This window comes from Pseudomonas brassicacearum (assembly GCF_003732225.1).
Lineage (GTDB): Bacteria > Pseudomonadota > Gammaproteobacteria > Pseudomonadales > Pseudomonadaceae > Aquipseudomonas > Aquipseudomonas brassicacearum_E.
In genome coordinates this window covers 145,360-169,329 of sequence record NZ_MOBJ01000009.1, presented here as the reverse complement: position 1 = coordinate 169,329, position 23,970 = coordinate 145,360, and the positions used below count along the sequence as shown (strand labels likewise).

Genomic DNA, 23,970 nt, shown 5'->3' with positions numbered 1-23,970 from the left:
CGAGCTGACCGGGCACGAACGATGAAGACCGCTCACGACGAATGCCGCCGGGAAAAATCATGATAACCGTTGATGTGGTGCCGAATACCTCTAGTTTCAAGGCAAACGTCCTACATGCCCCTATGCCATTGACGTGACAATAAGGCGAACGGCCGAAAAATAATCCGAAAAAACCTGCCCGAAAAGCGGAAACGCCTGTCGCCGCGCCCGGTGTTGGCCTCTATACTAGCTCCCCGTTTGTGCACCGCTCTAGTGCATTCGGCTGGAGCGCCACACCTCCCTCCACATTCCATTCAGAGCCGCCGCAATAATGAGCCTCTTCTCCGCTGTCGAAATGGCACCACGCGATCCAATCCTGGGCCTCAACGAAGCATTCAACGCTGACACCCGTACCAACAAGGTCAACCTGGGCGTCGGTGTTTACTGCAACGAGGAGGGGCGAATTCCACTCCTGCGAGCCGTTATCGAAGCCGAGACGATTCGCGCCGCTCAACATGCTTCCCGTGGCTACCTGCCGATCGACGGCATCGCCGCGTACGACCAGGCAGTGCAAAAGCTGCTGTTCGGTAAAGACTCGCCACTGCTTGCGGCTGGCCGGGTTGTTACCACTCAGTCGGTCGGCGGTACCGGTGCTCTGAAAATCGGCGCTGACTTCCTCAAGCAACTGCTGCCGAACGCCGTCGTCGCCATCAGCGACCCTAGCTGGGAAAACCACCGCGCGCTGTTCGAAACCGCTGGATTCCCGGTTGAGAACTACCGCTACTACGACGCCGCGACTCACGACGTGAACCGCGCCGGCATGCTGGAAGACCTGAACGCCCTGCCGACTGGCTCGATCGTTGTGCTGCACGCGTGCTGCCACAACCCGACCGGCGTCGACCTGAGCCCGGCGGACTGGAACAACGTGCTGGACGTGATCAAGGCGAAAAACCACGTGCCGTTCCTCGACATGGCCTACCAGGGCTTTGGCGACGGTATCGACGAAGACGCCGCTGCCGTGCGCCTGTTCGCCGAGTCGGGCCTGAACTTCTTCGTTTCCAGCTCGTTCTCCAAATCGTTCTCGCTGTACGGTGAACGTGTTGGCGCGCTGTCGATCGTCAGCGAATCGAAAGAAGAAAGCGCTCGCGTACTCTCGCAAGTCAAACGTGTGATCCGCACCAACTACTCTAACCCGCCGACCCACGGTGCAGCTATCGTTGCCGCCGTGCTCAACAGCCCTGAGCTGCGCGCGCAGTGGGAACAGGAACTGGCCGAAATGCGTCTGCGCATTCGCGGCATGCGCACGCAGATGGTCGATCTGCTGGCAAAAAACGCGCCTGACCGTGACTTCAGCTTTGTCGGTCGTCAACGCGGCATGTTCTCGTACTCCGGCCTGACGGTTGAGCAAGTCACCCGTTTGCGCAACGAGTTCGGCATCTACGCCCTGGACACCGGCCGCATCTGCGTTGCCACGCTGAACCAGAGCAACATCGACGTGGTGACCAAGGCCATCGCTCAGGTGATCTAAGCCACACGCGCGACAGAAAAGGGGAAGCCGTTTGGCTTCCCCTTTTCGTTGATGAACAGATAATTATCAGCACTGAGAACGAGCACTCTAGACTGCACACATACCAAATGTGGGAGCGAGCTTGCTCGCGATGCGCCAGATGCCGCAATGAATAGGCTGCCTGGGATGAAGCTATCGCGAGCAAGCTCGCTCCCACACGTACTGCGTATTTCCGATACTTCAGAGAACCGACATGAAAAACGATGATTTACGCGCTGATCGCGATGAAGACCTGGACCACTTCGTGCCACGCAACCAGACCAAACGCAGCAGCGGGCTGGTCTGGCAGGTTGCCCTGGGCGTGTTTCTCGGTGGCCTGGCCCTATGGCTGGTGCAACTGGCCGCCACGTCGCTGTATGCCAAATTCATGCTCGGCACCTTTACCTTCGGCGGGTAAGGTCGATCAGCCCGCCAGCTCAGTTGAACGCTGACTGGCGGCGTCGTCATACGCCACATACAGCGATTCGGCGACCTGACTTTTGATCGCCTTGGTGCTTTCCAGCCCCAGCACAAACCCTTCGGCCTTGCCACCAGCGCGATTCAGCTCATCAGCGGTGCTTGCCTGAGTGATTGCATCGAAGAGCTTCTCGGCATGCGGGCCCACGCCTTTGGGCAAGCTGATCTGAGCGATGCTCATACGAACACCTCGCGCAGCAGGGAAGCAGTGAACAGTGGTTGGTGAGTCATGACGCGTACCTTTTCGGCTGAGGGCCGGTAGCGCGTGAAACCACTTCCGGGGGGCCATGGTAGACCCCTGCCACGATTCTGGTAACCGCCAATGGCTGACAACGCCCTTCTCGCCCCGAAATCATCACCGCCCAACGGAAAGTGTGCCACTTGAGCAATCCAGGCTTGACTTGTCCTTTTTAATCAGTAACATACAGCGCATTCCGCGATAGCTCAGTTGGTAGAGCAAGTGACTGTTAATCACTGGGTCCCTGGTTCGAGTCCAGGTCGTGGAGCCATACAGCAATACCGAAAGCCCCTGAATCGAAAGATTCAGGGGCTTTTTTGTGGCTGATGGAAAATCAAAAGATCGCAGCCTGCGGCAGCGCCTACGCAGTTTTGTGTCCGCCAGTAGGAGCCGCCGAAGGCTGCGATCTTTTGATCTTAAAGCTTTATCAGTGAGTGCAGCAGTCAGACATGCTCACTGCTTTTGGCATGCCCCGCATGATGCTCCGACGGGCCGTGAGACGAATCCACCACCACCGGAACCTCATTCCCGTCACAGTCATGCAGTTTGCCGTGACTGAAGTAATCTCCTTCACGCAACGCCGCCAGATCCTGGAAGCGCAGGGTCCGTTCGGTGCCGGCGGCGAAGACCGATTGCTGGTCCGAGTTACCGGCGGTGAAGTGGTTGAAGGTCAGGTTGAGCACGATCGCCATGATCGCCGACGAGCTGATGCCGGAATGAAAGATGGTTGCGAACCAGCTCGGGAAGTGATCGTAGAAGTTGGGTGCGGCGATGGGGATCATGCCGAAGCCGATGGAAGTGGCGACGATGATCAGGTTCACGTTGTTGCGGTAATCGACTTTGGACAGGGTACGAATACCACTCGCCGCCACGGTGCCGAACAGCACGATACCGGCACCGCCGAGGACGGAAGTCGGTACAGCGGCGATCACTCGCCCCATCACCGGCAATAGGCCGAGCACCACCAGGAACACCCCGCCCGTGGCCACCACGTAACGGCTCTTGATCCCGGTCACCGCCACCAGCCCGACGTTCTGCGCGAAGGCACTTTGAGTGAAGGAACCGAAGATCGGCGCGATCATGCTCGACAGCATGTCAGCTCGCAGCCCGTTGCCCAGACGCTTGGAGTCAACCTTGGTGCCGATGATTTCACCGACCGCCAGGATATCCGCAGAGGTTTCCACCAGCGTCACCATGATCACGATGCACATCGACAGGATCGCGGCGAAGTGAAAGGTCGGCATGCCGAAGTGGAACGGTGTCGGGAAACCGAACATCGGCCCTTGAGTGACCGTCGAAAAGTCTGCCATGCCGAGGAATACCGCGATCACTGTACCGATCACCATGGCCAACAGGATCGACAAACGGGAGATCGTGGCGCTGCCGATCTTGCTCAGCATCAGCACCAGTACCAACGTCAATCCCGCCAGACCGATATTCGCCATGCTGCCGAAGCTCTCGGCATGGCTGTTACCGCCCATGGCCCAGCGTGCCGCCACCGGCATCAGCGTCAGGCCGATGGTGGTGATGACGATGCCGGTGACCAACGGCGGGAAGAACTTGGTAATTCGAGAGAACACCGGCGTGATCAGCAGCCCGATCAACGAGGCTGCAATCACCGCCCCCAGAATCGACTGGAAACCACCCTCGCCGCCGCTACTGACGATCGCCACCATGGTTGCGACGCCCGAGAACGAAACGCCCTGCACCAGCGGCAACTGACAACCGAAAAACGGTAAACCGAGGGTTTGCAGCAATGTCGCCAGCCCCCCCGCAAACAGTGACGCCGCAATCAACAGACCGATGTCGGCCGGAGAAAGCCCGGCCGCCTGGCCGATGATCAGTGGTACCGCAACGATACCGCCATACATGGTCAGAACGTGTTGCAGGCCGTAAGCCATATTCGCGCCGACCCCGAGGTTTTCATCCTCAGGCCGTTGGTGTGAAACAGAGGGCGTTTTCATCTTGGGGGGTTCCCTGGTTTTTTGTTATGCGCACACTGTATGCAACAGTCAGGACAAATGTCTATAGAGTTGTATACAACTTATCAGTCACATAATGGACAAGCATCCACCTCGCCCCCTTTGAAGCTAGCTATTACGCACCCCAACGCCTCTACAGCCCATCCAAAAAAAACAGCAGATCGTTTGATCTGCTCTTCTTGTCTGACTCCAGCCGCTCCCTACTTTGGTTCGATCAACCGCGCGATGGCCGCTCTCAGCGTCGGATGCTCAGGCACTTGAATCCCGAACGCCTCCCGGAGCAGTTCGATCAACGCCTCAGGATCGGTAATCTCCCGTCGCTCACTGGCTCCGCCCATCCGGTGAATGGCATAGCTGCCGTTGTTGAGCGTGTAGCGTGTCTCTGGCCCAGTACGTGCCACCATCAGCCGCTGGAGAAACGGCGACTCGGGATGGGTTGAGACGTACCAGTTGCCGATCTGGTAATCGACGTCTTCCTGGCGCTGCAAGTCGAATACATACATCGCCCGCCACTCACCGGCGACCTGGGCGCTCAGGGTGTAGCCGCCGTCGCCGAGGGTGATGCGATAGTGTTCGTGGGGCGTCGCCTGTTCTTCTTCGGTGTCGAGCCTGAGCGGCGCGGTCGGCACCATGCCGCCGAAGCCCACGTCGGTAATGTAGCGGACACCGTTCAGGGTCAGCAGGGTCAAGCGATGGGTACGTGCCGCCCAGGCGCCCTCCGGAGCGTTTATCACCACGCGACCGGTAATGCCGCGCACCTCAAAGCCCAAGTGCTGTAGCAACGTCATGTACAGGTTGTTGAGTTCGTAACAGTACCCGCCCCGGCCATCATGCAGCAGCTTGCGCTGAATCGAATCGAGGTCGATGGACACCGGAACACCGGACAGCGGCGAGAGATTTTCAAAAGCGAAGGTGCTGGTGTGGCGCAGTTGCAGGTCGCGCAGGGTATCGAGGGTGGGAGGCGGCGGTGTGTCGTAGCCCAGGCGTTGCAGGTAGAGATCGACTTCGCTGAGAACGGGTTGATTCATGACTGACTCCTTGTGCAGGCAAAGCGCGCCGGGCGCTGTGCAATGAACAGCGCCCGGCCAATGGCCGCAAGGTATACGTCAAAACCCCAGGAGCCCGACAATTGATTTAGCCAATCAGGACAAGTGCGCCATCACCAAACGGGTGGCGGAAGCCAGGACATCACGCCGCGCTTCGGCGTCCTTTTGAAGTTGGGTGAAGTAAACCGCGAGTACTACGGGCGCGCCCGTCTGTGGCCAAAGCACCGCCACATCGTTTGTGGTGCCATAGTCGCCGCTACCGGTTTTATCGCCGACGACCCAACCCGTCGGTGTCCCGGCCCGAATGCTCGCATCGCCGGTGGTATTGCCCTTGAGCCAGATCGCCAACTGCTCGCGCTGCGCTGTTGCCAACGCGTCACCCAGCACGACTTTCTGCACACTGGCGGCCATCGCGGCGGGTGTGGTGGTGTCACGCGGATCATCAGGAATGGCCGTGTTCAACTCTGGTTCCTTGCGATCAAGTCGGAACGCCGGATCACCCAGGCTCTTGGCGAACTGGTTAACCGCTGCCACTCCACCTAGCTCCTTGATCAACAAGTTGGCGGCGGTGTTATCACTGTATTGCAACGTGGCGGCGCACAACTGCGCAACGCTCATGCCCTGTTTCAAGTTCTGTTTGGCAATGGGCGCGTAAGACAGCAAGTCGGCTTCGCCATAGGCGATATGTTTGTCGAGCACCCCAGGCTCCGCCATGCTTTTGTGCAACACCGCTGCGGCCAGCATCAACTTGAAAGTACTGCAGAACGGAAAACGCTCCCCGCCCCGATACTGAATGTCGTGGCCATTGGCAGTGTTGATCAATGCAACGCCCAGCCGACCTTTTGCGCTGCTCTCCAACTCGGCGAGTTGCTTGTAAAGCTCGGCCAGCGATTTATCCGGGGATGAAGCGCTTGCCCAGGCCGGGCCCACCAGAGTGATCAACGGCAGCGTAAGTCCTGCCTTCAACAATGAACGTCGCGTGGGTGAATACTTCATGCCGTACCTCGTAAAAAATAAAAATGTCAGGCGGACTCAATCTACAACCGATGCCCTGCCCCTCAGCAAACTTCTGAATACACAGCCGTGTCGGGACTGCCGTCCATAGACAACACCATCGTGCGGTTTCGACCAAAATTTTTGGCCTGATACATCGCTGCGTCCGCCCGCTCAATGAACACTTCGATGCTGTCCCCGTCGCTGGGTACAAACGCATAACAGCCCAGACTCACCGTCAGGTTCCCCGACGGCGCGGCGGAATGGATGATGTGACTGTCCTTGACGCTGTGACGGATCTGCTCGGCGATCGCAAAGGCGCCGTGAATGTCAGTGTCGGGCAGCAGCACCGCGAACTCTTCACCGCCGTAACGCACCGCCAGATCGGACTTGCGCTGACAACAACCTTTCACCACACGCGCCACTTCCGCCAGGCACTGATCCCCCGCCACGTGACCGTAGGTGTCGTTGTAACGCTTGAAGAAATCGATATCGAGCATGATCAGGCTCAACGAACGCTGTTGACGGGCACCCCGTGCAAACTCGATGTCGAGCGCCCGTTCAAACAGCCGACGATTCGCCAACCCGGTCAGACTGTCGTGAGTCGCGATGACTTCCAGGCGCTCTTGCGCGGTACGCAAGTCCGCCTCGATGAGTTCACCGTTGCGAACCTGCAGTACAAACACCCAGCCGAACAAGCCAACGCCGAGCACCACCAGGGCAACAATGACACTGGATTGATAGGCGCTGGCGTACCAGCCCCGAAGAATCACCTCCTCGGGTGTCGCCGCCGCAACCACCAGCGGATAAGCGTCCAATTGACGATAGCCATACAGCCGAACCACGCCGTCCACCACCGAACGGATCATCACATTCCCGGAACTGGCATGGGGCAGGTACTTCTGGAAAATATCTCCGTGCATCAGGGACTCGCCTATTCGCGCCTCCTCAAACGGTCGCCTGGCCAGCAACGTCCCGTCCGCCAACACCAGAGACATCGCGCCATTGTCATCGAGGCTGAAGCTTTTGAAGAACTGATCGAAGTACGCCAGCTTGATCCCGGCCATCAATACGCCCTGGAACTCGCCGTTCCGGTCGTTCACCCGCCGGGAAAGCGGAATAATCCACTCGCCGTTCTGCCGGCTCCGAATCGCCGGCCCGATGTGCGCGAGCAACGAAGGATTTTGCTGATGGAACGTGAAGTAGTCGCGATCAGCCACACCCCCACCACGCGGCAAATCATCAAACGACGTCACCACCCACTGGCCGTTTTTATCGAACAGGAACAACCCGTGTAACTGCTCAAGCGCCTGCACCCGCCGCGCAAAGGTCCGCTGCAACCGCGGGTTCTGCACCACGCCAAAACCGTCCGCCTGAATCCAGTCGACCAGGCTGGTCATCACCAGGTCCGCACTCAAAAACGTGTCCTGAGCCTGCTGCGCCATCGCCCGTGTCAGGTTCGCCGATGCCACCTCGGCCAGCGACAAATCGTGGCGCCGGGACTGCTCCAGTTGCAGGTAAAGCAAGCCACACAAACACAGGCAAACCGCCGCAACAAACATCACCGCGGCTTTGCGCAGAGGCAAGCGTTTAAGAGGGCCGCCGGGGGCGTAATGAGGATCGTGAATGGGGGTAGGCAAAAGCGTCATCCTTGAAGGGTAAGGCATGAGCAATAGCCCAATTCCCTTAGTGTCGGGGAGCTTAGCTTACGGGGGTGATGAGGGGCAAATAGCGGCGCGAGTCATAAATGCGCTGCCCTTTCTCCTGTATTGTTCAATGGATTCGTCGATGCTCATTTGAAACATCAATGCTCCCCACCGATACAGCCCTGTGAACGTCCGCACCCAATGAAATACAAAGACAGCACCGCATCGCTGGACACCGCCAGAAAGATTCTCAAGGTGAATCACGCCGGAGAATTTGGCGCCATCAACATTTACCGATCGCAGATCTTTGTCTCCCGACTGCTACGCAGGGACTACGTGCCCCTTCTGGAAAGCTTCATGGAAGACGAAAAACGTCATATGAACCGGTTCTGGGAAGAGATCCAACATCGCAACGGCATCAAGTGCAAGAGCTATTGGCTCTGCGGCGCCGGGGGCTGGTTCATGGGTTTTATCTCGGCGTTACTGGGAAAAAGTGGCGTCATGGCCTGTACCTGGGCCGTGGAGTCGGTGGTGGTGGGCCATCTGAAAAACCAGCTCTCCTACCTTGAAAGCCGGAACGATTCGGCGGCCTGGGAAACGGTCCAGTCGATCCTGGAAGATGAGGAAAACCACCGCGATACCGGCCGAATCGAAGGCGGCAGCGCGCTGCTGTATGGGCCGTTCAGGTGGATGATCAGTTTGTTTACAGAGGGTGTTATTCGGTTTGGGATGCGGTAAAACAGGGGCACCCTAAACCGCCCACACAAGCCAATCCAAGGAGGAAACGCATGAAAACTCTGAACCACCCGACAACCATCGACACCGTTGTGTTCGACCTCGGTAACGTCCTGATTCGCTGGAACCCAAGAAACCTTTACCGAAAAATCTTCGGTAATGACGTACAGGCCATGGAGACATTTCTTTCAGAGGTTTGCCCTCCCGAGTGGAACGAGCGCCAGGATGCAGGCCGGTCGTGGCAGGAAGGGATTGAGGAAGCCATTGCGCGGCATCCGTCACAAGAGGCGCTGATTCGTGCGTACCACGAGCGCTGGGAGGAGACACTCGGCGGCGTGCTGGAAGAAACCGTGCTGATCCTCGATGAACTGCACGCCAAGGGTGTCCGCTTGCTGGCCCTGACCAACTGGTCCGCCGAAACCTTCCCGATTGCCCTTGAGCGCTTTCCCTTTTTGCACACGTTCGAGGGCATCGTCGTCTCCGGCGAAGAAGGTATCATCAAGCCAGACCCGGCGATCTTCCAACTGCTGAAATCTCGCTACCGGTTCGAAGGCCACCATGCGGTGTTTATCGATGATCACGCGCCGAATATCGTAGGTGCACGCCGGGAGGGTTTCAATGCGCTGCAGTTCACCAGTGCGGCACAGCTGCGCAAAGATCTGGCGGCGTTGGGGTTGCCTGTGCAGGCCCTGAGTGAGCCGGCATAACGAACCGACAGGCAACACAAATTCAACGCAACAAACACACAAAAATGGGCGACCGAGGTCGCCCATTTTTATGCCAATAAACCTACAACGATCCCCATCAACGCATTGGCGGAACCCGAATATCCCCCGCCCGACACTGACTCTTCACGCCCTTGCCACAAGACCCGAACGACAAGTCCTTGCCCAGGCACACTCGCACTTCCGACAGCTCAGGTCCGTTGCAGACAATCGCAATACCATCCTCCGGAATCCCGGGATTGCTCTGACGGAACATCTGCGCAATTTCCTGCGCCGGGAAGTAAATTTCGGTGCTCAAGGGTTTCAGCTTGTCCGGGATCTTCACCGCGCCAACCGCCTTGTCCGCCACATCCAGATAACCCGAGGCGCCGAGGCCGCTGCAAGTACCGTGCTTGGACCATTCATGCTGAAGCAGTTTTGGCGTCACAAACAGCGTCAGCCCTTGTTTCTGCTCCGCTGGCGACAAAGGCACCATCGGCGGACACGACTCCGGCCAACCACCCTTGGCGTACTGCGGCCAGAGACCGTGGAGCACAAAGCCGTAGCCTTTGCCCGAGCATTGCGGGTTGTTCTGATGAGTCAGGCAAAACGTCGGCGACCAGGACAGCGTCAGCAAGTAGTAATCAAACACCCCCGCCACCGATTCGGTCTGCTGTTTATCGCGATGGGACCGAGCGTCGCTCATGCCGACGCTGCCAATCGTCAGCGCAAACAGCGCGACCAGTGCATACAGTTTTTTCATTAACCCTCTCCTTTGGGACAGATCGGTTGATCTTTCTCAGCGTGGTGAACCTGTCATTGCAGCGGATTCTAGCTGGCCGTCACTCAACCGGGTGAAGTACCTTGAAGTGGCTACGCTTACACTGACGTCACGATAGGACATCGAAATGAGTAAGGCAGATGAGCTCGCCGCAAAACTGAAGCAAAAACAGCAAACCCGCGCTGACGCTGAAGCCTGCGCAGATACGGCAATTGAGCATTGGCCTACACAGGTCTATGAAATGTACCGCCAGCTTGAAGCATGGCTGGAGCCGCTGACCGAAGCCGGCTTGAACATTCGCCGAGTCCCCACACACGTTATCGAAAACCTCCCTTCCGGCGAGACCTTCAACTACGCCATCGACAAACTGCTGATCGAGGGCAACCACCACAGCATCACCCTTGACCCCATTGCTCGCTTCATCATTGGTGGCATGGGCCGCGTCGATGTCCTCGCCAAAGGCAAAGAGCTGTATTTGCGCCGGACCGAGACCGAACACGGTGAAGCGCATTGGCAGATCCAGAGCATTTCGCGTAATGGACAACCACAGCCGAATCCGGTGGAGCTCAATGAGGACAACTTCCTCTCGGTGATACAGGAAGGCTTGGAGCTCTAAAGCCGAGAGCAACGCAGGGAAGAAGCCTGGTGTGTCACCCTTCCCTGCCAATCCCGAAAAAATGCTCGATATAAACAAGCGGCGGCCGCAATGGTCGTCCCTACACATTACCTACAACTTCTGTAACACTTTAATTATTCACACCCCGCCTCCGATCACATTCTTTTACATCTCAGGTACATATTTCTAACAATTGCATTCCTTTCGTTGATTAGCATGGACAAACCTTATGCGAATTCAGGGACGTCGCTATTCCAACGGATGCCTTATGAAGGAAAGCAAATGCCTACTGAACAAATCATCATCTTTGTTGCCGTTACAATCATTGGCCTTGTTTGGGCTGCCAGGAGAGATTTAAAAAATCGGAAAAAAGAGCAGACCATGAAAGACGCTAACGAGAGCGCCGACTGACTGCCAGTTATTTTCCGAGATAAGTGAACAGATATATTTGATCACTTCAAAAAGCCAATCTACCCCGCTGACTGCGCCGATACCCGTATCTCCTTACGCAACATTGAAATACGGTAAAGGACTATGCCCGTAGCGTCCGTAGCAGCTGCCGAGCCCGCGAGGCTGCGTTCGAGGACGAAGTCCTCGCAAATCCTGCGAACGCGGTTTGCGTGAAGGAACGCACTGCCTGATTTACAAGCGCTTCATCCGAACACGGCCCGGGTCTTACGCAGCCTCGCAGGCTCGACAGCTGCTACAGGAAGGGACACACCCGACCAACAAGGGGCGACCTCAACGGTCGCCCCTTTTCGTTTACCGCTGCAATCGTCGCCCGATCACATCCATCACATCACACCCATCGCGCAGCGGAATCGCCAACACCCGCGCGAAGTCCTGCAACAGCAACGCATCACGGCCAAGCCCCTCGCCCAGGGAAAGCGTTTCCAGCAATTGCGTCACGCAGCGAATACGGTACGCCGCCGTGTCGTGCAGCACATCGACCGGCGCTTCGGTATCGATCAACAGCGACGGGATTGTGCAGTCAATGCCGGTGATCGGCATGTATCGAGCCATGGCAGAACCTCCAGAGAATGAACCAGCGTGAGCACTCAGTGACGAGCAGCGGACGAAACCCCGGACGCCGAGTCCGGCGTGTCGAAGTGCTCTAGGGCTCGGTTCACCAGCAACTCGCTGAGAACAACCAACTGCTGCATCGCTAACGCTACATTGCGCCGCGAACCTTCGAGCTCGAAGGCCAGGTCGGTGGTCATGGCGTTTAGGGACGCTAGGGTTTCGGAGGTGTGGATTAGCAGGGTTTCGGTGTCGATGTTTGGGGCGATGGTGAAGACGTGGGTGGTGGGGTCGGAAACGGCTGGGGTTTCGGGGGGATTGGGGGCGTTCTTTTTCATGAGTGAAGCTCCTTTAGCATTTATGGGTGCTTGGGCTCCTTTAGCTACAAAACGGACTTCCACATCCGGCCGCTGATTTTTCAGCGACGGGGGAAGGTTATCTGGTGAGGTGACTGGGGGTAAAGCGGCTGGAACCGATGCAGGTTGAAGGAAACGTCCGATGCTGGTGTGGTGTTTTTGAAGCTAGATTCAATCGTAAAAATTTGCTCTGCTGGTTCGCAGTCGCCCCCGATGATGGATGGGACCTACTAATCTCCAACCTCTCGAAAACCAAGGCTTACAGTAGGTATCGGTTTAATCTGTACCACTTATGCACCACTGAGATCTGTGAAACTGGTAATTCCTGCGCTCCCGACCGGCCTCTGTGCGGAGGTCAACCTCCTTTCTGCATAATACTGAAACGGCTAAGATCGGGCTTTGCAACTTCTCCCAAGCACTACTCATCGTCCGCTGTTACAATTGTTATTCCTTTGTACGTCACGTCACTCTCAACACCTGCATAACATGAAGCACATAGAAATTTGCGTCATATCTGCTTTTTTCACATCCATACCCAAAGCATTGGAGTGTGCTCCTCAGAAGCCTATCCAACAAACCATTTTTGGGGCAGAAACCAGTGTCTATTTTTAGTTGTACTGCCGGATCGTCCAGCACCTAAAAAGGAGTTAAAGTATTGAATATAAAATTCAAGCATGAAAAATCCGTAGAAAACCTATTCAAAGATAGTTTTGAGCAGGCCGCACGCAACAAAGATTACATTTACACATCGGCATCACTAGACAGCCAAGACAGGCTGGTTGGAGCCGACTACTTATTCACCGATCATACTCAATACGCAATTATTGAGTTTAAGTATCGAGAAGGGGATCTTCCATCCGAAGTTAAAAAAAAGAAAAGGCTCGAACTTTGCAATGCTTTATATCAACAAAAAAATATACGCCCTCTGCATGACAAATGTCACTTTGCAGCTTGGAGCGACGCCTCAAACAAAATAACAATTGAGACTAACATTTACTTCAATGAGGTGTGCAATGAATCTTTCTGGGGGGATGCCTTTAAACATGTCGCGTTTCCAGACAAGACAACCAGAAAGGAACAAAACGATTTTATTGATTCATTTATTGATGGAGAAGAAGGCGGGAGCTTTGCAGATTTTAATCAGTACATGAAATGGCTATTAAATCTCGGGGACCAAACCAACACCAATGGTTATTTAGAACTATTAATCTCAAACCCGCTGGATAGGCGAGCAACCGGCCTAGCGTTTACAAGCATAGAGAACATGCAAAAGTGGGTTGTGAATAATAAAAAAACACCATCTATGAATAATTCTAAAAATAATAAACGAGGCGGACCTAGTGGTTCAGGAGGGAAATTTAGCTAATACTTTTTTGCGGGCGCCCCCCTTAAGCAAGCGTTAAGCAAAGCCACTATCATGGGAAAATCAGCGGAAAATCAGGGATAGACCACGATTAATTTGGCAACTTCTCAGGTACCCAAGCCAAAAAACGTGGTCTGTCCCCGAATCACCGTGAGAGATTGGAAAAGCCCTCAAAAGCCGAAAACAAAGCTTATACATAACTGATTAATTTCCCGCCTCAAACCAAGTACTACGCGGAGATTCGAACCTAATTAGAGGTTCAATAAGGTCTTCAGGATCTTCCAGAGATGGAGTAATTGCTTTACGAACGGCTTGCTCCAATTGCTGCAATGAAAGCTGTACAATCATATGAAAACGTCTACCCACCTCATTGATAAACCCTTCGGAAAATACCAGCCCTTTATCCCTAAGCCCCCTTAACTCTGGGGCTTTCATTGCGTCCTCCCTACTAACCACACCAGCAGTATGGACAATTGAATGGCGCAGCTGCCACATCATTTCAAGCTCAGTCACCATTGCTTTTGAGTAAAAGTTCAAATCAGAGAAAAAAATCTTAAAATAAGAGTTTACACGCTCAGGATTATGCCAACCGGGTAGGGCATCGGCAATTATATGGCCGACCTCACGAGGATCACCACGCCCAGAAATTATTCGTTGAAGACTTAGCACACAACCTACCTTTTCAAGGCGTTTGGATAAGTCAACATCATTAAAGCCCTCCATAAATCCCACGACCTCAAATATTTCAAAAAATAAAGATCTTTGATATTTCTCAAAATGACTGAGAATAAGTGCAAACGAAGACATAGCTAATCTTTGATATGAATCCTCACTTATAGAAGTAAATTCTCCACTCTCCCCCCTGGGAAAATTATTTATACAATGATCTACCGCCTCACACACACTAACAACCTCTTTTAAAAAAATTGTACTAGGCCCTCCAGCATTTACATCATTAACCCAATGCAATTTTTCTTGCGGAATAAAATCTGTTAAGTTTTTTGAAAATAATGACATTTAAACCAACCAGTATAATTAATTTAGGTTATTTAGAGATCACAAAGTCGATATTTAGATCAGACCACAATACGCTGCTAGAATCATTGACTCATCCAACCAACCTCACCACCCCATTCCCGATAAACTGCCTCTCTTTCGTATTATCCTCCCTAAGATCTAATGCATCTACACAAAGCGTCAACACAAGCTCTCAACCACCGTTTCAGCGTGGCACCTATGATGGATTATGCGGATAGTCTGATTTAGGCACCGTCCTGCTTGACCTTTGCCGGTTTTCGCAAGATAGATGTAGCAATTTTTCTAAGCAAGCGCTCTGCCGGAAATGCCAACCCAGCGCAAAGCCGTAAGTCACCTTTTAAAGCAAGTCTGATACAGTCACCCTTGGTAAATTCATTGACAGGGAGTCAAGCATGGCAAAGCCAGCCGCACGTATCACCGATCCCACCAGTTGTCCCATGCCTGGGCACGGCCCCAAAGCCATCGCCTCCGGGTCTCCCGACGTGTTCTTCGACGGACTTGCAGCCGCGACTAAAGGCGATACCTGCACCTGCGGCAGCGCTTTAGACTCGGGCGTGTCAGCAACGGTATTCATCAATGGCAAAAATGCCGCACTGGTCGGCACTGTCGGCACCCATGGCGACGTCGTGATTGGCGGATCGGGTACGGTGATCATCGGTGACTCCCATACTCCGGCACCGTTCACGCCCCCACTCCCGCTTTTACTGCAAAAAACCTACGGACACACCTTCAGCATCGTTGATAGCGAAACCGGTCAACCTTTAGCTGGAAGAAGTTTCACTGCCACCGTTAATGGTGAAAAGATCATTGGTACTACCGATAGCGCAGGAATAGCGCATGTCAAAACCCCCATCAAAGATGCCACTATTTCTGTGAGCATTGACTTTGCCTCTCCAGCTCGGACGCTTAGCGAACTCACGGATTGATCAAAAATGGCTGAACAATTTATTACTGAAGCAAAAGCTACCGAAGTCAAACCCGGTGAGCCAGTAGCTCCCACGACCATCACTGTCAACGATAGAGCTGCTACCAGAGAAGCAATCATCAGACTCCTTCACAAAAAGGGGTGTGAATTTGCAGAACGGTCATCATGGGGAGCGCATAAAGCAAAAGGCGAAATGGTCGATGACTGGGACTACTCGATGATCGCACTTCACCATGCAGGTCGAAGTGTAGGCTGTGGTGCTGGCGCGGGACAAATGCGTGCGATTCAGAGCGAGCATCAGGTCAAGTTCGATGATATCGGTTATCACTACGGCATCGACTGTATGGGTAAAGTCTTCGAAGGACGCGACATCCGGTTCAAAGGTTCTAGCGTACATAACTACAACACAGGCGTAATTGGCATAGTTTTGCTAGAAAACCTGACAACTGCCGAAGAAGGTGGCGATATGGTTGCTCTTGCCCGTCAGGCTCTTGAAACCATCAATGGCAATATGGACCAGAAAATCCCTGCCATACAAATCGACACCCTACTGACCTTAATTCAAGCCCTGACCAGCGTTTTCAGGGTGACAACTTTAGGCGGACACCGTGAATTCCCCATGCAAGCCGGCGAAGGAAAAATTTGCCCTGGCAACATTGGGATGGAACTGGTGAGAAACCTTCGAATCAAAACCAAACTATTGCGACCACCTTCATCATGAAATCGCTATTTATCATTCTCCCGATCACACTCGTCGCCTTCCTCTACATCGGTTTTTACGAAAAGATGGAAGACGCCTACCCGGAAAAAGTATTCTTCATCAAGAAAAGCCCGACATTTCAGATGAAGTTTGAAAATATTTTCGCATACGAATCAGACGACAAAAATTTAAGTGAGCTAAGCGGCACAGAGCGGCAACTGGTCATCCAGTACTGCAAGTATCGATTAGGCGTAACTACGACATTGAAAAGCCAGAACGAGCTTGAAGAATGCAAAAAAAGGTAAGACCAACTTCCTCGACACACTAAACAAAAGCCCTCAAAGACAGACCACCGGATAATTCGGGGACAGACCACGATTAATGCAGCGCCGACTTATTATTCAAACCAGAAATAGCTGCCCTCCCAAAACCAAGACTCTAAAACCGAACCATAGCCCAAGGATAGAAATATGTGGTGGAACAAGGAAAAATCAACAATGGTCGAGCTGGCAAATTCAAGGTCGATACTGGGCAATACAACACAACCCGATCAAAGATCGGATATATTGCCAGTCGCCCCAGAATCAATATCTCCAAAGCTCAGTACTGAAGCAGTCTTTAAATCATTAGCTTTATTCGCTGTGGCTCTCAACGGCTCCTTGACCGTGTTCGGCTACATGAACCTGGCCGGATACCTAGAGCGTTTCGGCATAACTCTAAGTGAGCTAGATATAGATATACCAACCTTAATGTTTCAAGGCTATCTAACCTTAGTCAACGGAGTTTATGGAGAAGCAAACAAGTACCCGTTATTTGGCCCTGCCGCCCTGTGCTTTGTGTTTGTTTTGATTGCGGGAGCGATAGTATTTAAATTGTTACCCAAGCATAGCCCCGACAAAAAATTCGCAATATCTATGTTTTTAGGAACTTTATTTCTCCTGAGCCCAACAATACCATTCCTTGGGGCAAAATATGGTATGAAACTAGCAGCCGAGGATTATAGCAGTCAAAATGGGGCTTGGCCAAAATTAGGCCTACAGAAAACACACACCATTAAAACCAATAACGGCGACATATCCGGCGCAGTATTGTTCTCAACAAAATCCTACACGATAATATTAGTAAAAAATGAAGTCTACAAACTATCTAATGACACCAATAGGATCGTACGAAAAATTACACTTTCGCCCCGTGAGGAACCTATGGAGAAATTCCTTCTGGAAAATCAAGGGACAAATTCGAGGACAGACCACGATTAATTTGGCACAGGCTTAATCACTCAAACCAGAAATCGTGGTCTGTCCCTGAATTGTTCCAACGAGACCTTATTTAACTAACTCAACGCTCAAACTGAGTGTCAGAGTGAACGCTATTTTTTTCTTGGATCGTCTGCAGGGTTGACGTAGTCAATCCCGTTTGGGCCTGGGCCCTCCACCTGAAGGATTACCTCTGTGCCCTTACTTGCCCCAAAGTGCCTCACGTGACCCTCGCCAAAAATACTTCCGGCCGGAAACTCATGCAATTTTGCCGCATCGAATTTATCCCCATCGCCGTGATACCACGTACCCGAGATCACGGTGACTGTGCGCTCGTCGGGATGAGTATGTGCAGGAATAATATAATTCGGCGGGAGTTTTACTCGCACGATATATGGGCCAACTTTGGGGTCGCCCTGGATGACGGCGGTTTTTGCCCCCTTTGGTAAAGCAGGGTTATCGGCCCACTTGATGTCTTTTGGGGTAACCATGATGTAATCGCCAGGCTCAGCCCACCCCGTTGATGACCCAAGGCAACCAATCGCAAAGACAACGGATAACGCCGCGAGATTGCTGTTCATCGTGTTCTCCTCAGAGCAGTTTGAACGAGGTCGGGATATTGAGCACGCAGGCATTGGCCTACTAAGACTGCCTGTCTAACCGATCATAATAGTCTAGAGTTGAAGACACACCATTCCCCTCCCCCGCCATGCTCGGTCGATTTTCATGTTGACCCATGGGAAAAAGGTAATTTGGGTAAATGAATTTAAAAACACCTATGAAAGCCTTTAAAATCAACGGCTTGAGTGGATTTTGCAAGGGTAATTTTAGAGTAATTGAATGGTTAGATTATTACCTTTAGTCATGGTAATAATTCAACCAAATAAAACCATTATAAATCAATTGCTTGAGAATAAATTACCTTGCTGATTACCCCTAATTACCGTCGCAGGTAATTGCTCAAAGCCCCGTTTCATAAGGGCTGCAGACCGCCGTCCGTAAAAATCGCCAAATTACCCTTTCCCCGCGACCAACCTGAAAACCGCTTCGTACCCTCGCCTAACTGAATAGGTTGCCAATCCTATTTTGATACCATATTGTAATACCATGAATAACAAACAGCTCAGCACTCTCAAAGCCGTTTTCTCAAGACCCACCCCCGCCACGCTGGAGTGGGCACGTATTGAATCGTTGTTCGGCGCAGTCGGCGCTAAGACCATTGAAGGCAACGGGTCACGAGTACGGTTTGAACTGAACGGTGTGGTCGGCACCTTTCACCGACCGCATCCCGACAAAGAAGCCAAGCCCTACCAGGTTCGTGATGCTCGGGCTTTCCTTGAACAAGCAGGAGTCACCCCATGAACGTGATGAATTACCAAGGCTATGCCGCCCGAATTGAGTACAGCGAGGAAGATGGCCTATTTGTCGGCCATATCGCTGGTATTAAAGATGTCGTGGGGTTCCACGGCGAGTCAGTGCAGGAGCTTCGAGCGGCATTTGAAGAGGCAGTCACTGATTACCTGGATACGTGCGCCAAGCTCGGGCGCGCGCCACAGAAGCCCTACTCCGGCAATCTCAGTCTGCGGTTGGAGCCGGCACTTCACGCCACTGTGGCCGTCAAAGCACAGCTAGCTCACAAGAGTATCAATCAGTGGGTAGCTGACGTTCTTGACCGTGAGGCGCATGCCTGACACCTGCGCGGCACGGATTTTTTTCGCGAAAGAAATTGAAATCGTTCGCGCGCTGCCGGAACACCTCTCCCCTTACCCTGTAAGGGCTCTAGCACGGTTCGTGGGGGCCGCTTGGGCTGCGCGACTCGCGCCTTGTTTTGTCCCGTGCATTTTTTGAAAATCCACCAAAATCCACATTTTACTATTTTCTACCGCTCTATTCCGTGCCTTTTCGCATTTCGCTGCATGCACGCTGTCCGGTGTGTCGTGTGCAATTTCCTTTCAAAAAACTGAAAAACCTTTCACCAAATGAAAAACGCCTTAAACCGCCAAGGCCCGTAGCCAGCCTGGGCTGGCGGGGTGTTTTCATCACACAAATCTTTTCGCAAAAAAAAGTCTGCAAGGCCCGTCGGCGGGAGGGGGAAAAGTGCTTTTTCAGATGACTTTTTCTTCGCGAGCACTTTTTTCGCAGATCCTGCCGTTAAACGGATTTTGACCCTATAACTAACTTGTTATAGGACCTCCCTTATTCAATACTCAGGCGCCGATTAGACCGACCTTGATGACGGTCACGCACCCCCGCCTCTCATTCCTGATAAACTCCCTCCCCTGCCTCACCTTCCTTTATTCAGATACCCAATGCCCCAATCAACCACGCCAACCACCGCCCAAGCCCTCTCCCGCCGCTTCTCCGTCGCGCCGATGATGGATTGGACTGACCGCCATTGCCGTTTCTTCCTGCGCCTGCTCTCCAAGCACGCCTTGCTTTACACAGAAATGGTCACCACCGGCGCGCTCCTCAACGGCGACCACGACCGTTTCCTGCGTCACAACGAAGCCGAGCACCCGCTCGCCTTGCAATTAGGCGGTAGCGTCCCAGCCGACCTGGCCGCCTGCGCGCGCATGGCGCAGGAGCACGGTTACGACGAGGTGAACCTCAATGTTGGCTGTCCGAGTGATCGGGTGCAGAACAATATGATTGGTGCGTGCCTGATGGCGCATCCGGTGTTGGTGGCGGAGTGTGTGAAGGCGATGCGCGATGCGGTGTCGATTCCGGTGACGGTGAAGCATCGGATCGGGATCAATGGGCGGGACAGTTACGCTGAGCTGTGTGATTTCGTCGGGACGGTTCGGGATGCCGGGTGCACGAGTTTTACGGTGCATGCGCGGATTGCGATTCTGGAGGGGTTGTCGCCGAAGGAGAATCGGGACATTCCGCCGCTACGCTATGACGTGGCGGCGCAGTTGAAGGCGGATTTTCCGGAGCTGGAGATTATTCTCAACGGCGGGATAAAGACGCTGGAGGCCTGTCACGAGCATTTGCAGATCTTTGACGGCGTGATGCTGGGCCGTGAGGCGTATCACAATCCTTATGTGATGGCTGAGGTGGATCAGCAGCTGTTCGGCAGCACGGCGCCGGTGATTTCGCGGGCCGAGGCGTTGGCGCAGTTGCGGCCTTATATCGCCGCGCACCTGGATGCGGGCGGTGCGATGCACCATATCACTCGGCATGTGTTGGGCCTGGGCACCGGTTTTCCGGGGGCGCGCAAGTTTCGGCAGTTGTTGTCGGTGGATATTCACAAGGCTAAAGAGCCGTTGGCGTTGCTGGATCAGGCGGCGGAGTTGTTGGAGGGGCGTTAACCGTCACTCAGGTTGAACCTGTGGTCTGTTTCAGCATCGTATTTACCGAATAGCGCCAGACCTTTCGAACGCCTGTTCTCAGGTTGTTACCGCCCTGGCCGTTGTTACGCATTTGCGCCCTTGAGTGGTCGTCAACGCTCGGGTAATGTCAACAGACCCACAGGATAGAGCACGCTCATGACTTCCAAGCTGGAACAACTCAAACAAATCACCACCGTGGTGGCCGATACTGGCGACTTCGAGGCAATCGCTCGCGTTAAACCGGTGGATGCCACCACCAACCCTTCCCTGCTGCTTAAAGCGGCGGCCATTCCTGCCTACGCCGACTTGCTGAACGCCTGTGTCAGCGACTGCAAGGGCGACGTGGGACTGGCCAGCGACCGTTTTGGTGTCGCGGTCGGTCAAGAGATTCTGAAAGTGATTCCGGGGCGTATTTCCACTGAAGTGGATGCGCGCCTGTCGTTCGACACTGACGCCGTATTGAAGCGCGCGCACCGTCTGATCGAGCTGTACGAAAAGGCCGGCATTGGCCGCGACCGCGTGCTGATCAAAATCGCCTCCACTTGGGAAGGCATCCGCGCTGCCGAGAAGCTGGAACGCGAAGGCATTCAGACCAACCTGACGCTGCTGTTCTCTTTCGCTCAGGCGGTTGCCTGTGCCGAGGCCGGGGTGTTCCTGATTTCGCCGTTCGTGGGCCGTATCTACGACTGGTACAAGAAGACCAACGGCAACGACTACACCGGTGCCGATGATCCGGGCGTGCAGTCGGTGACGCGCATTTACAACTACTACAAGGCCAATGACTACAAAACCGTGGTCATGGGTGCGAGCTTCCGCAACCTCAATCAGATCGAGCAACTGGCCGGCTGTGATCGCCTGACCATCAGCCCGGAGCTGATCGAGAAACTGGCCGCCGACACTGGCAAGCTGGAACGCAAGCTGGCGCCAGGCCACGCTGGCGAAGCGCGTCAGAGCCTGACGGAAGCGCAGTTCCGCTGGGCGTCCAACGAGGACGCCATGGCCACCGAGAAACTGGCTGAAGGTATTCGTCAGTTCGCTCGCGACCAGGAAAAGCTGGAGGCACTGCTGCAAGCCAAGCTCTGATCGATTCCAGGCAAGCGCAAAAAGGGCGAACCTTCACAGGTTCGCCCTTTTTTGTGCGCTAGCGGCGGGATTGAGTGAGCTTCGCGCCAAGGCAACGGGTGGCAGGTCTGACGCCATCGCGAGCAAGCTCGCTCCCACAGGGGATCTGTGTCAGACCACGTAAGTGTGATCGACGCAAGACAAGTGTGGGAGCGAGCTTGCTCGCGATGGGGCCAGTGAGGCCCACACCGACTTAGCGGATCAGTGACGCTCCAGGGCGTTCACCAAGTCATGGAAAGCTTCGCGGTTGGAGTCGTTCAGACCCATGAGGATCTTGTGCGCTTCCAGCACCTTGATCCGCACCACTTCTTCGGACTGATCCTGGTCTGGCAGGTCGGTCAGGCATTCCGGGCACGGAATCGGGCGGTCAACGATGTTGAACACCTGCTCGAAGCCCATGGACTCCAACAGCCGCGTGATGTCTTCGTGGGTGGTGACGACGGTCGGCAGCAGGCCGACCTTTTGCCGCGACATGATCGACAGCTTGGCCAACAGGCCCAGCGTGGTGCTGTCGATGCTGCGGGTTTCGGTCAGATCGATCACGATTGCATTGAAGTTCAACGCCGTGAAGATCCGCTCAATAGTCGCATCCAACGCCGAACACAGGGTCAGGCGAACTTCACCGACGAACTTCAGGACGAAGGTGCCGTCCTGCTCGGCGAACTGGATTCTACCGGTACTCATTAAAGATTCCTGCTCAACACCAACAGGGCGATATCATCCGGCATCTCCCCTAGCGTGGCCAATCCAAAAACCTGCCGCAAGCCATCCAGGCTGCCGCCCGCCGTTCTTACCCGTTCAGGTAAGGCGGCCTCTTTCTCTTTGAGTGTCGGTTCTGGCAAAAGGTCCAGAATGCCATCGGACATCAGCGTCAGGCTGAATACCGGCGGCAGCTCGATGACGTGGTCTTCGTAGGTGGCTTCATTGAACAAGCCCACCGGCAGACCGCGCCCTTCGAGATAACCCACACTCTCTGGCGTGTATAACACTGGCAACGGCAGGTGCCCGCCGATGCTATAGGTCAACAAACCCGTCTCCTCGTCGATGACTCCACCGACCATCGTGACATGTTTGCCCAGCTTACAGCTGATCAGGCCTCGGTTGATATGACCAAGGACCTCTGAAGGGGTGAATTCTGGCAAGGTGCCATTGCGCTTGGATTCGAACAGCAAACGCGTGGTCATGAATTTCAGCAGCACGGTCACGAATGCCGATGAAGCGCCATGCCCTGAAACGTCCGCCAGGTAGAACGCTACCCGACGCTCGTCGACCCGAAAGTAGTCAACGAAGTCGCCCGACAGGTACAGCGACGGGATGATCTGGTGCGCAAACTTGAACTCGTCGATCGTCCAGGGACTGACCGGCAGCATGTTCATCTGCACCTGACGCCCGGCGTTCTGGTCTTCCTGCAACAGGTTCAGGCTGGCTTCGAGCTCGCGGTTGGCGGTCTCGAGTTTTACCCGATAACGCTGGTTTTCCAGCAGCAGACGCGCACGATCCAGGGCCCGGCGCACGGAGTGCTCGAGCACGGCCAGATCTTCCAGCGGTTTGATCAGGTAGTCCGCCGCGCCCAGGCGCAGGGCCTCGACGGCGTCGTTCATTACGCCGGCACCCGAGACCACGATCACCGGGGTTTGCGGCGAAAGGTCAGTGACCTGACGAATGAGTTCGAGCCCGCCCATCTGCGGCATGCGCAGATCGCAGATCACCAGGTCGGGTTGGTTTTGCTGGAATACCTGAAGCCCCTGCTGGCCATTGCTGGCCTGAAGGACGCTGAACCCACTGTCTTCCAAATAGGCCGCGAGACTCGCGCGTACTACTTCGTCGTCATCGATTATCAGCAGCGTGGCACTGGTTTTTTGCATGTGGGCAAACGGCGCCAGAATTAGGTTGGCGTAGCTGGCGGGGCATTCGGCCCGGCACACACTACTGGATTCGCTTTCTAGCCTCTCTGTCGCACCGCTTTCGAGCATTTGCCCTACAAGCGTGTTCATCAGAGGTGCCCTTCTAAGGCGCAGACGGTACTCCCATCCGCGAGGCGTTTCAAGCTCACGCCGATGGTCATCAGGCGTCTTTACATCGCAAATCACCGGGAGTTATAAGAACAGCCAAAAC

At 54.3% G+C, this 23,970-nt stretch carries 27 protein-coding genes and 1 tRNA gene; 16 read left to right on the top strand and 12 right to left on the bottom strand.

Annotation, left to right across the window (positions count from 1 at the left end):
* Positions 1-310 precede the first annotated feature (310 nt).
* The gene (locus BK659_RS14350) at positions 311-1,507 is read left to right on the top strand and encodes an amino acid aminotransferase (RefSeq protein ID WP_123425712.1); all 1,197 of its coding nucleotides are present in this window, start codon (positions 311-313) and stop codon (positions 1,505-1,507) included.
* Positions 1,508-1,739: 232 nt separating this feature from the next.
* Positions 1,740-1,943, top strand: coding sequence for a hypothetical protein (locus tag BK659_RS14345; RefSeq protein WP_123425711.1), 204 nt, complete (start codon positions 1,740-1,742; stop codon positions 1,941-1,943).
* Positions 1,944-1,949: 6 nt separating this feature from the next.
* Here the strand turns inward: BK659_RS14345 and BK659_RS14340 are convergent, their stop codons facing one another.
* Positions 1,950-2,183 carry a hypothetical protein gene (locus BK659_RS14340; protein WP_019692692.1) on the bottom strand — a complete coding sequence of 78 codons (234 nt, stop codon included), beginning with the start codon at positions 2,181-2,183 and terminating at the stop codon, positions 1,950-1,952.
* A gap of 252 nt (positions 2,184-2,435) precedes the next feature.
* Between BK659_RS14340 and BK659_RS14335 the strand changes: the two genes are divergently transcribed.
* A tRNA-Asn gene (locus BK659_RS14335) sits at positions 2,436-2,511 on the top strand.
* 172 nt (positions 2,512-2,683) lie between these two features.
* Here the strand turns inward: BK659_RS14335 and BK659_RS14330 are convergent.
* The 4 genes from BK659_RS14330 to BK659_RS14315 all read right to left on the bottom strand — a co-directional run bounded on the left by BK659_RS14330 (position 2,684) and on the right by BK659_RS14315 (position 7,901).
* Positions 2,684-4,204: a nucleobase:cation symporter-2 family protein gene (locus BK659_RS14330; RefSeq protein WP_123425710.1), complete on the bottom strand. Its 1,521-nt coding sequence runs from the start codon at positions 4,202-4,204 to the stop codon at positions 2,684-2,686.
* Positions 4,205-4,422: 218 nt separating this feature from the next.
* Positions 4,423-5,250, bottom strand: coding sequence for an arylamine N-acetyltransferase family protein (locus tag BK659_RS14325; RefSeq protein ID WP_123425709.1), 828 nt, complete (start codon positions 5,248-5,250; stop codon positions 4,423-4,425).
* A gap of 114 nt (positions 5,251-5,364) precedes the next feature.
* Entirely contained in the window at positions 5,365-6,264 is a 900-nt protein-coding gene (gene bla, locus BK659_RS14320) for a class A beta-lactamase (protein ID WP_123425708.1), read from the bottom strand.
* Between the two features lie 62 nt (positions 6,265-6,326).
* Positions 6,327-7,901: a sensor domain-containing diguanylate cyclase gene (locus BK659_RS14315; RefSeq protein WP_123425707.1), complete on the bottom strand. Its 1,575-nt coding sequence runs from the start codon at positions 7,899-7,901 to the stop codon at positions 6,327-6,329.
* Between the two features lie 207 nt (positions 7,902-8,108).
* Between BK659_RS14315 and BK659_RS14310 the strand changes: the two genes are divergently transcribed.
* Positions 8,109-8,645 (top strand): demethoxyubiquinone hydroxylase family protein, encoded by a 537-nt coding sequence (locus BK659_RS14310; protein ID WP_123425706.1) that lies wholly within the window; start codon positions 8,109-8,111, stop codon positions 8,643-8,645.
* Between the two features lie 50 nt (positions 8,646-8,695).
* The gene (locus tag BK659_RS14305; RefSeq protein WP_123425705.1) at positions 8,696-9,349 is read left to right on the top strand and encodes an HAD family hydrolase; all 654 of its coding nucleotides are present in this window, start codon (positions 8,696-8,698) and stop codon (positions 9,347-9,349) included.
* A gap of 97 nt (positions 9,350-9,446) precedes the next feature.
* Here BK659_RS14305 and BK659_RS14300 read toward each other — a convergent pair whose 3' ends face one another.
* Positions 9,447-10,109, bottom strand: a complete 663-nt coding sequence (locus tag BK659_RS14300) for a ribonuclease T2 family protein (protein ID WP_123425704.1) — start codon at positions 10,107-10,109, stop codon at positions 9,447-9,449.
* A 145-nt stretch (positions 10,110-10,254) separates the two neighbouring features.
* Between BK659_RS14300 and BK659_RS14295 the strand changes: the two genes are divergently transcribed.
* Entirely contained in the window at positions 10,255-10,743 is a 489-nt protein-coding gene (locus BK659_RS14295) for a hypothetical protein (protein WP_123425703.1), read from the top strand.
* Positions 10,744-11,025: 282 nt separating this feature from the next.
* Entirely contained in the window at positions 11,026-11,154 is a 129-nt protein-coding gene (locus BK659_RS28005; RefSeq protein ID WP_259740262.1) for a hypothetical protein, read from the top strand.
* 351 nt (positions 11,155-11,505) lie between these two features.
* Here the strand turns inward: BK659_RS28005 and BK659_RS14290 are convergent, their stop codons facing one another.
* Positions 11,506-11,766, bottom strand: coding sequence for a hypothetical protein (locus tag BK659_RS14290; RefSeq protein WP_123425702.1), 261 nt, complete (start codon positions 11,764-11,766; stop codon positions 11,506-11,508).
* 35 nt (positions 11,767-11,801) lie between these two features.
* On the bottom strand, positions 11,802-12,101 hold the full coding sequence (locus tag BK659_RS14285) for a DUF6124 family protein (RefSeq protein ID WP_123425701.1): 300 nt from the start codon (positions 12,099-12,101) through the stop codon (positions 11,802-11,804).
* 673 nt (positions 12,102-12,774) lie between these two features.
* Here BK659_RS14285 and BK659_RS14280 point away from each other — a divergent pair.
* Complete coding sequence (locus tag BK659_RS14280) at positions 12,775-13,485, top strand: hypothetical protein (RefSeq protein WP_123425700.1); 711 nt, start codon at positions 12,775-12,777, stop codon at positions 13,483-13,485.
* A 201-nt stretch (positions 13,486-13,686) separates the two neighbouring features.
* Here the strand turns inward: BK659_RS14280 and BK659_RS14275 are convergent, their stop codons facing one another.
* Positions 13,687-14,499, bottom strand: coding sequence for a hypothetical protein (locus BK659_RS14275; protein WP_148050437.1), 813 nt, complete (start codon positions 14,497-14,499; stop codon positions 13,687-13,689).
* Positions 14,500-14,912: 413 nt separating this feature from the next.
* On the opposite strand from BK659_RS14275, the gene BK659_RS14270 reads away from it, so the two are divergent.
* The 4 genes from BK659_RS14270 (at position 14,913) to BK659_RS14255 (ending at position 17,404) form a co-directional block, all read left to right on the top strand.
* Positions 14,913-15,446, top strand: coding sequence for a PAAR domain-containing protein (locus BK659_RS14270; RefSeq protein ID WP_123425698.1), 534 nt, complete (start codon positions 14,913-14,915; stop codon positions 15,444-15,446).
* Between the two features lie 6 nt (positions 15,447-15,452).
* Positions 15,453-16,166, top strand: a complete 714-nt coding sequence (locus BK659_RS14265; protein WP_123425697.1) for a peptidoglycan recognition protein family protein — start codon at positions 15,453-15,455, stop codon at positions 16,164-16,166.
* The gene (locus BK659_RS14260) at positions 16,163-16,450 is read left to right on the top strand and encodes a hypothetical protein (protein ID WP_123425696.1); all 288 of its coding nucleotides are present in this window, start codon (positions 16,163-16,165) and stop codon (positions 16,448-16,450) included. The genes BK659_RS14265 and BK659_RS14260 overlap by 4 nt, the downstream gene beginning before the upstream one ends.
* Before the next feature lie 165 nt (positions 16,451-16,615).
* A complete protein-coding gene (locus BK659_RS14255) occupies positions 16,616-17,404 on the top strand; it encodes a hypothetical protein (protein WP_123425695.1) in 789 nt (262 codons plus the stop codon).
* A gap of 110 nt (positions 17,405-17,514) precedes the next feature.
* Here BK659_RS14255 and BK659_RS14250 read toward each other — a convergent pair whose 3' ends face one another.
* Entirely contained in the window at positions 17,515-17,982 is a 468-nt protein-coding gene (locus BK659_RS14250; RefSeq protein WP_123425694.1) for a cupin domain-containing protein, read from the bottom strand.
* Positions 17,983-18,508: 526 nt separating this feature from the next.
* On the opposite strand from BK659_RS14250, the gene BK659_RS14245 reads away from it, so the two are divergent.
* The 4 genes from BK659_RS14245 (at position 18,509) to tal (ending at position 21,816) form a co-directional block, all read left to right on the top strand.
* Positions 18,509-18,763 (top strand): type II toxin-antitoxin system HicA family toxin, encoded by a 255-nt coding sequence (locus tag BK659_RS14245; protein WP_123425693.1) that lies wholly within the window; start codon positions 18,509-18,511, stop codon positions 18,761-18,763.
* Entirely contained in the window at positions 18,760-19,092 is a 333-nt protein-coding gene (locus BK659_RS14240) for a type II toxin-antitoxin system HicB family antitoxin (RefSeq protein WP_123425692.1), read from the top strand. The genes BK659_RS14245 and BK659_RS14240 overlap by 4 nt, the downstream gene beginning before the upstream one ends.
* 618 nt (positions 19,093-19,710) lie before the next feature.
* Positions 19,711-20,712: a tRNA dihydrouridine(20/20a) synthase DusA gene (gene dusA, locus BK659_RS14235; RefSeq protein WP_123425691.1), complete on the top strand. Its 1,002-nt coding sequence runs from the start codon at positions 19,711-19,713 to the stop codon at positions 20,710-20,712.
* A gap of 177 nt (positions 20,713-20,889) precedes the next feature.
* Positions 20,890-21,816, top strand: a complete 927-nt coding sequence (tal, locus tag BK659_RS14230; RefSeq protein ID WP_123425690.1) for a transaldolase — start codon at positions 20,890-20,892, stop codon at positions 21,814-21,816.
* A 240-nt stretch (positions 21,817-22,056) separates the two neighbouring features.
* On the opposite strand, the gene rssC is transcribed toward tal, so the two are convergent.
* On the bottom strand, positions 22,057-22,539 hold the full coding sequence (gene rssC, locus BK659_RS14225; protein ID WP_123425689.1) for an anti-sigma factor antagonist RssC: 483 nt from the start codon (positions 22,537-22,539) through the stop codon (positions 22,057-22,059).
* Complete coding sequence (gene rssB, locus BK659_RS14220; protein WP_123425688.1) at positions 22,539-23,720, bottom strand: two-component system response regulator RssB; 1,182 nt, start codon at positions 23,718-23,720, stop codon at positions 22,539-22,541. The genes rssC and rssB overlap by 1 nt, the downstream gene beginning before the upstream one ends.
* Positions 23,721-23,970 lie beyond the last annotated feature (250 nt).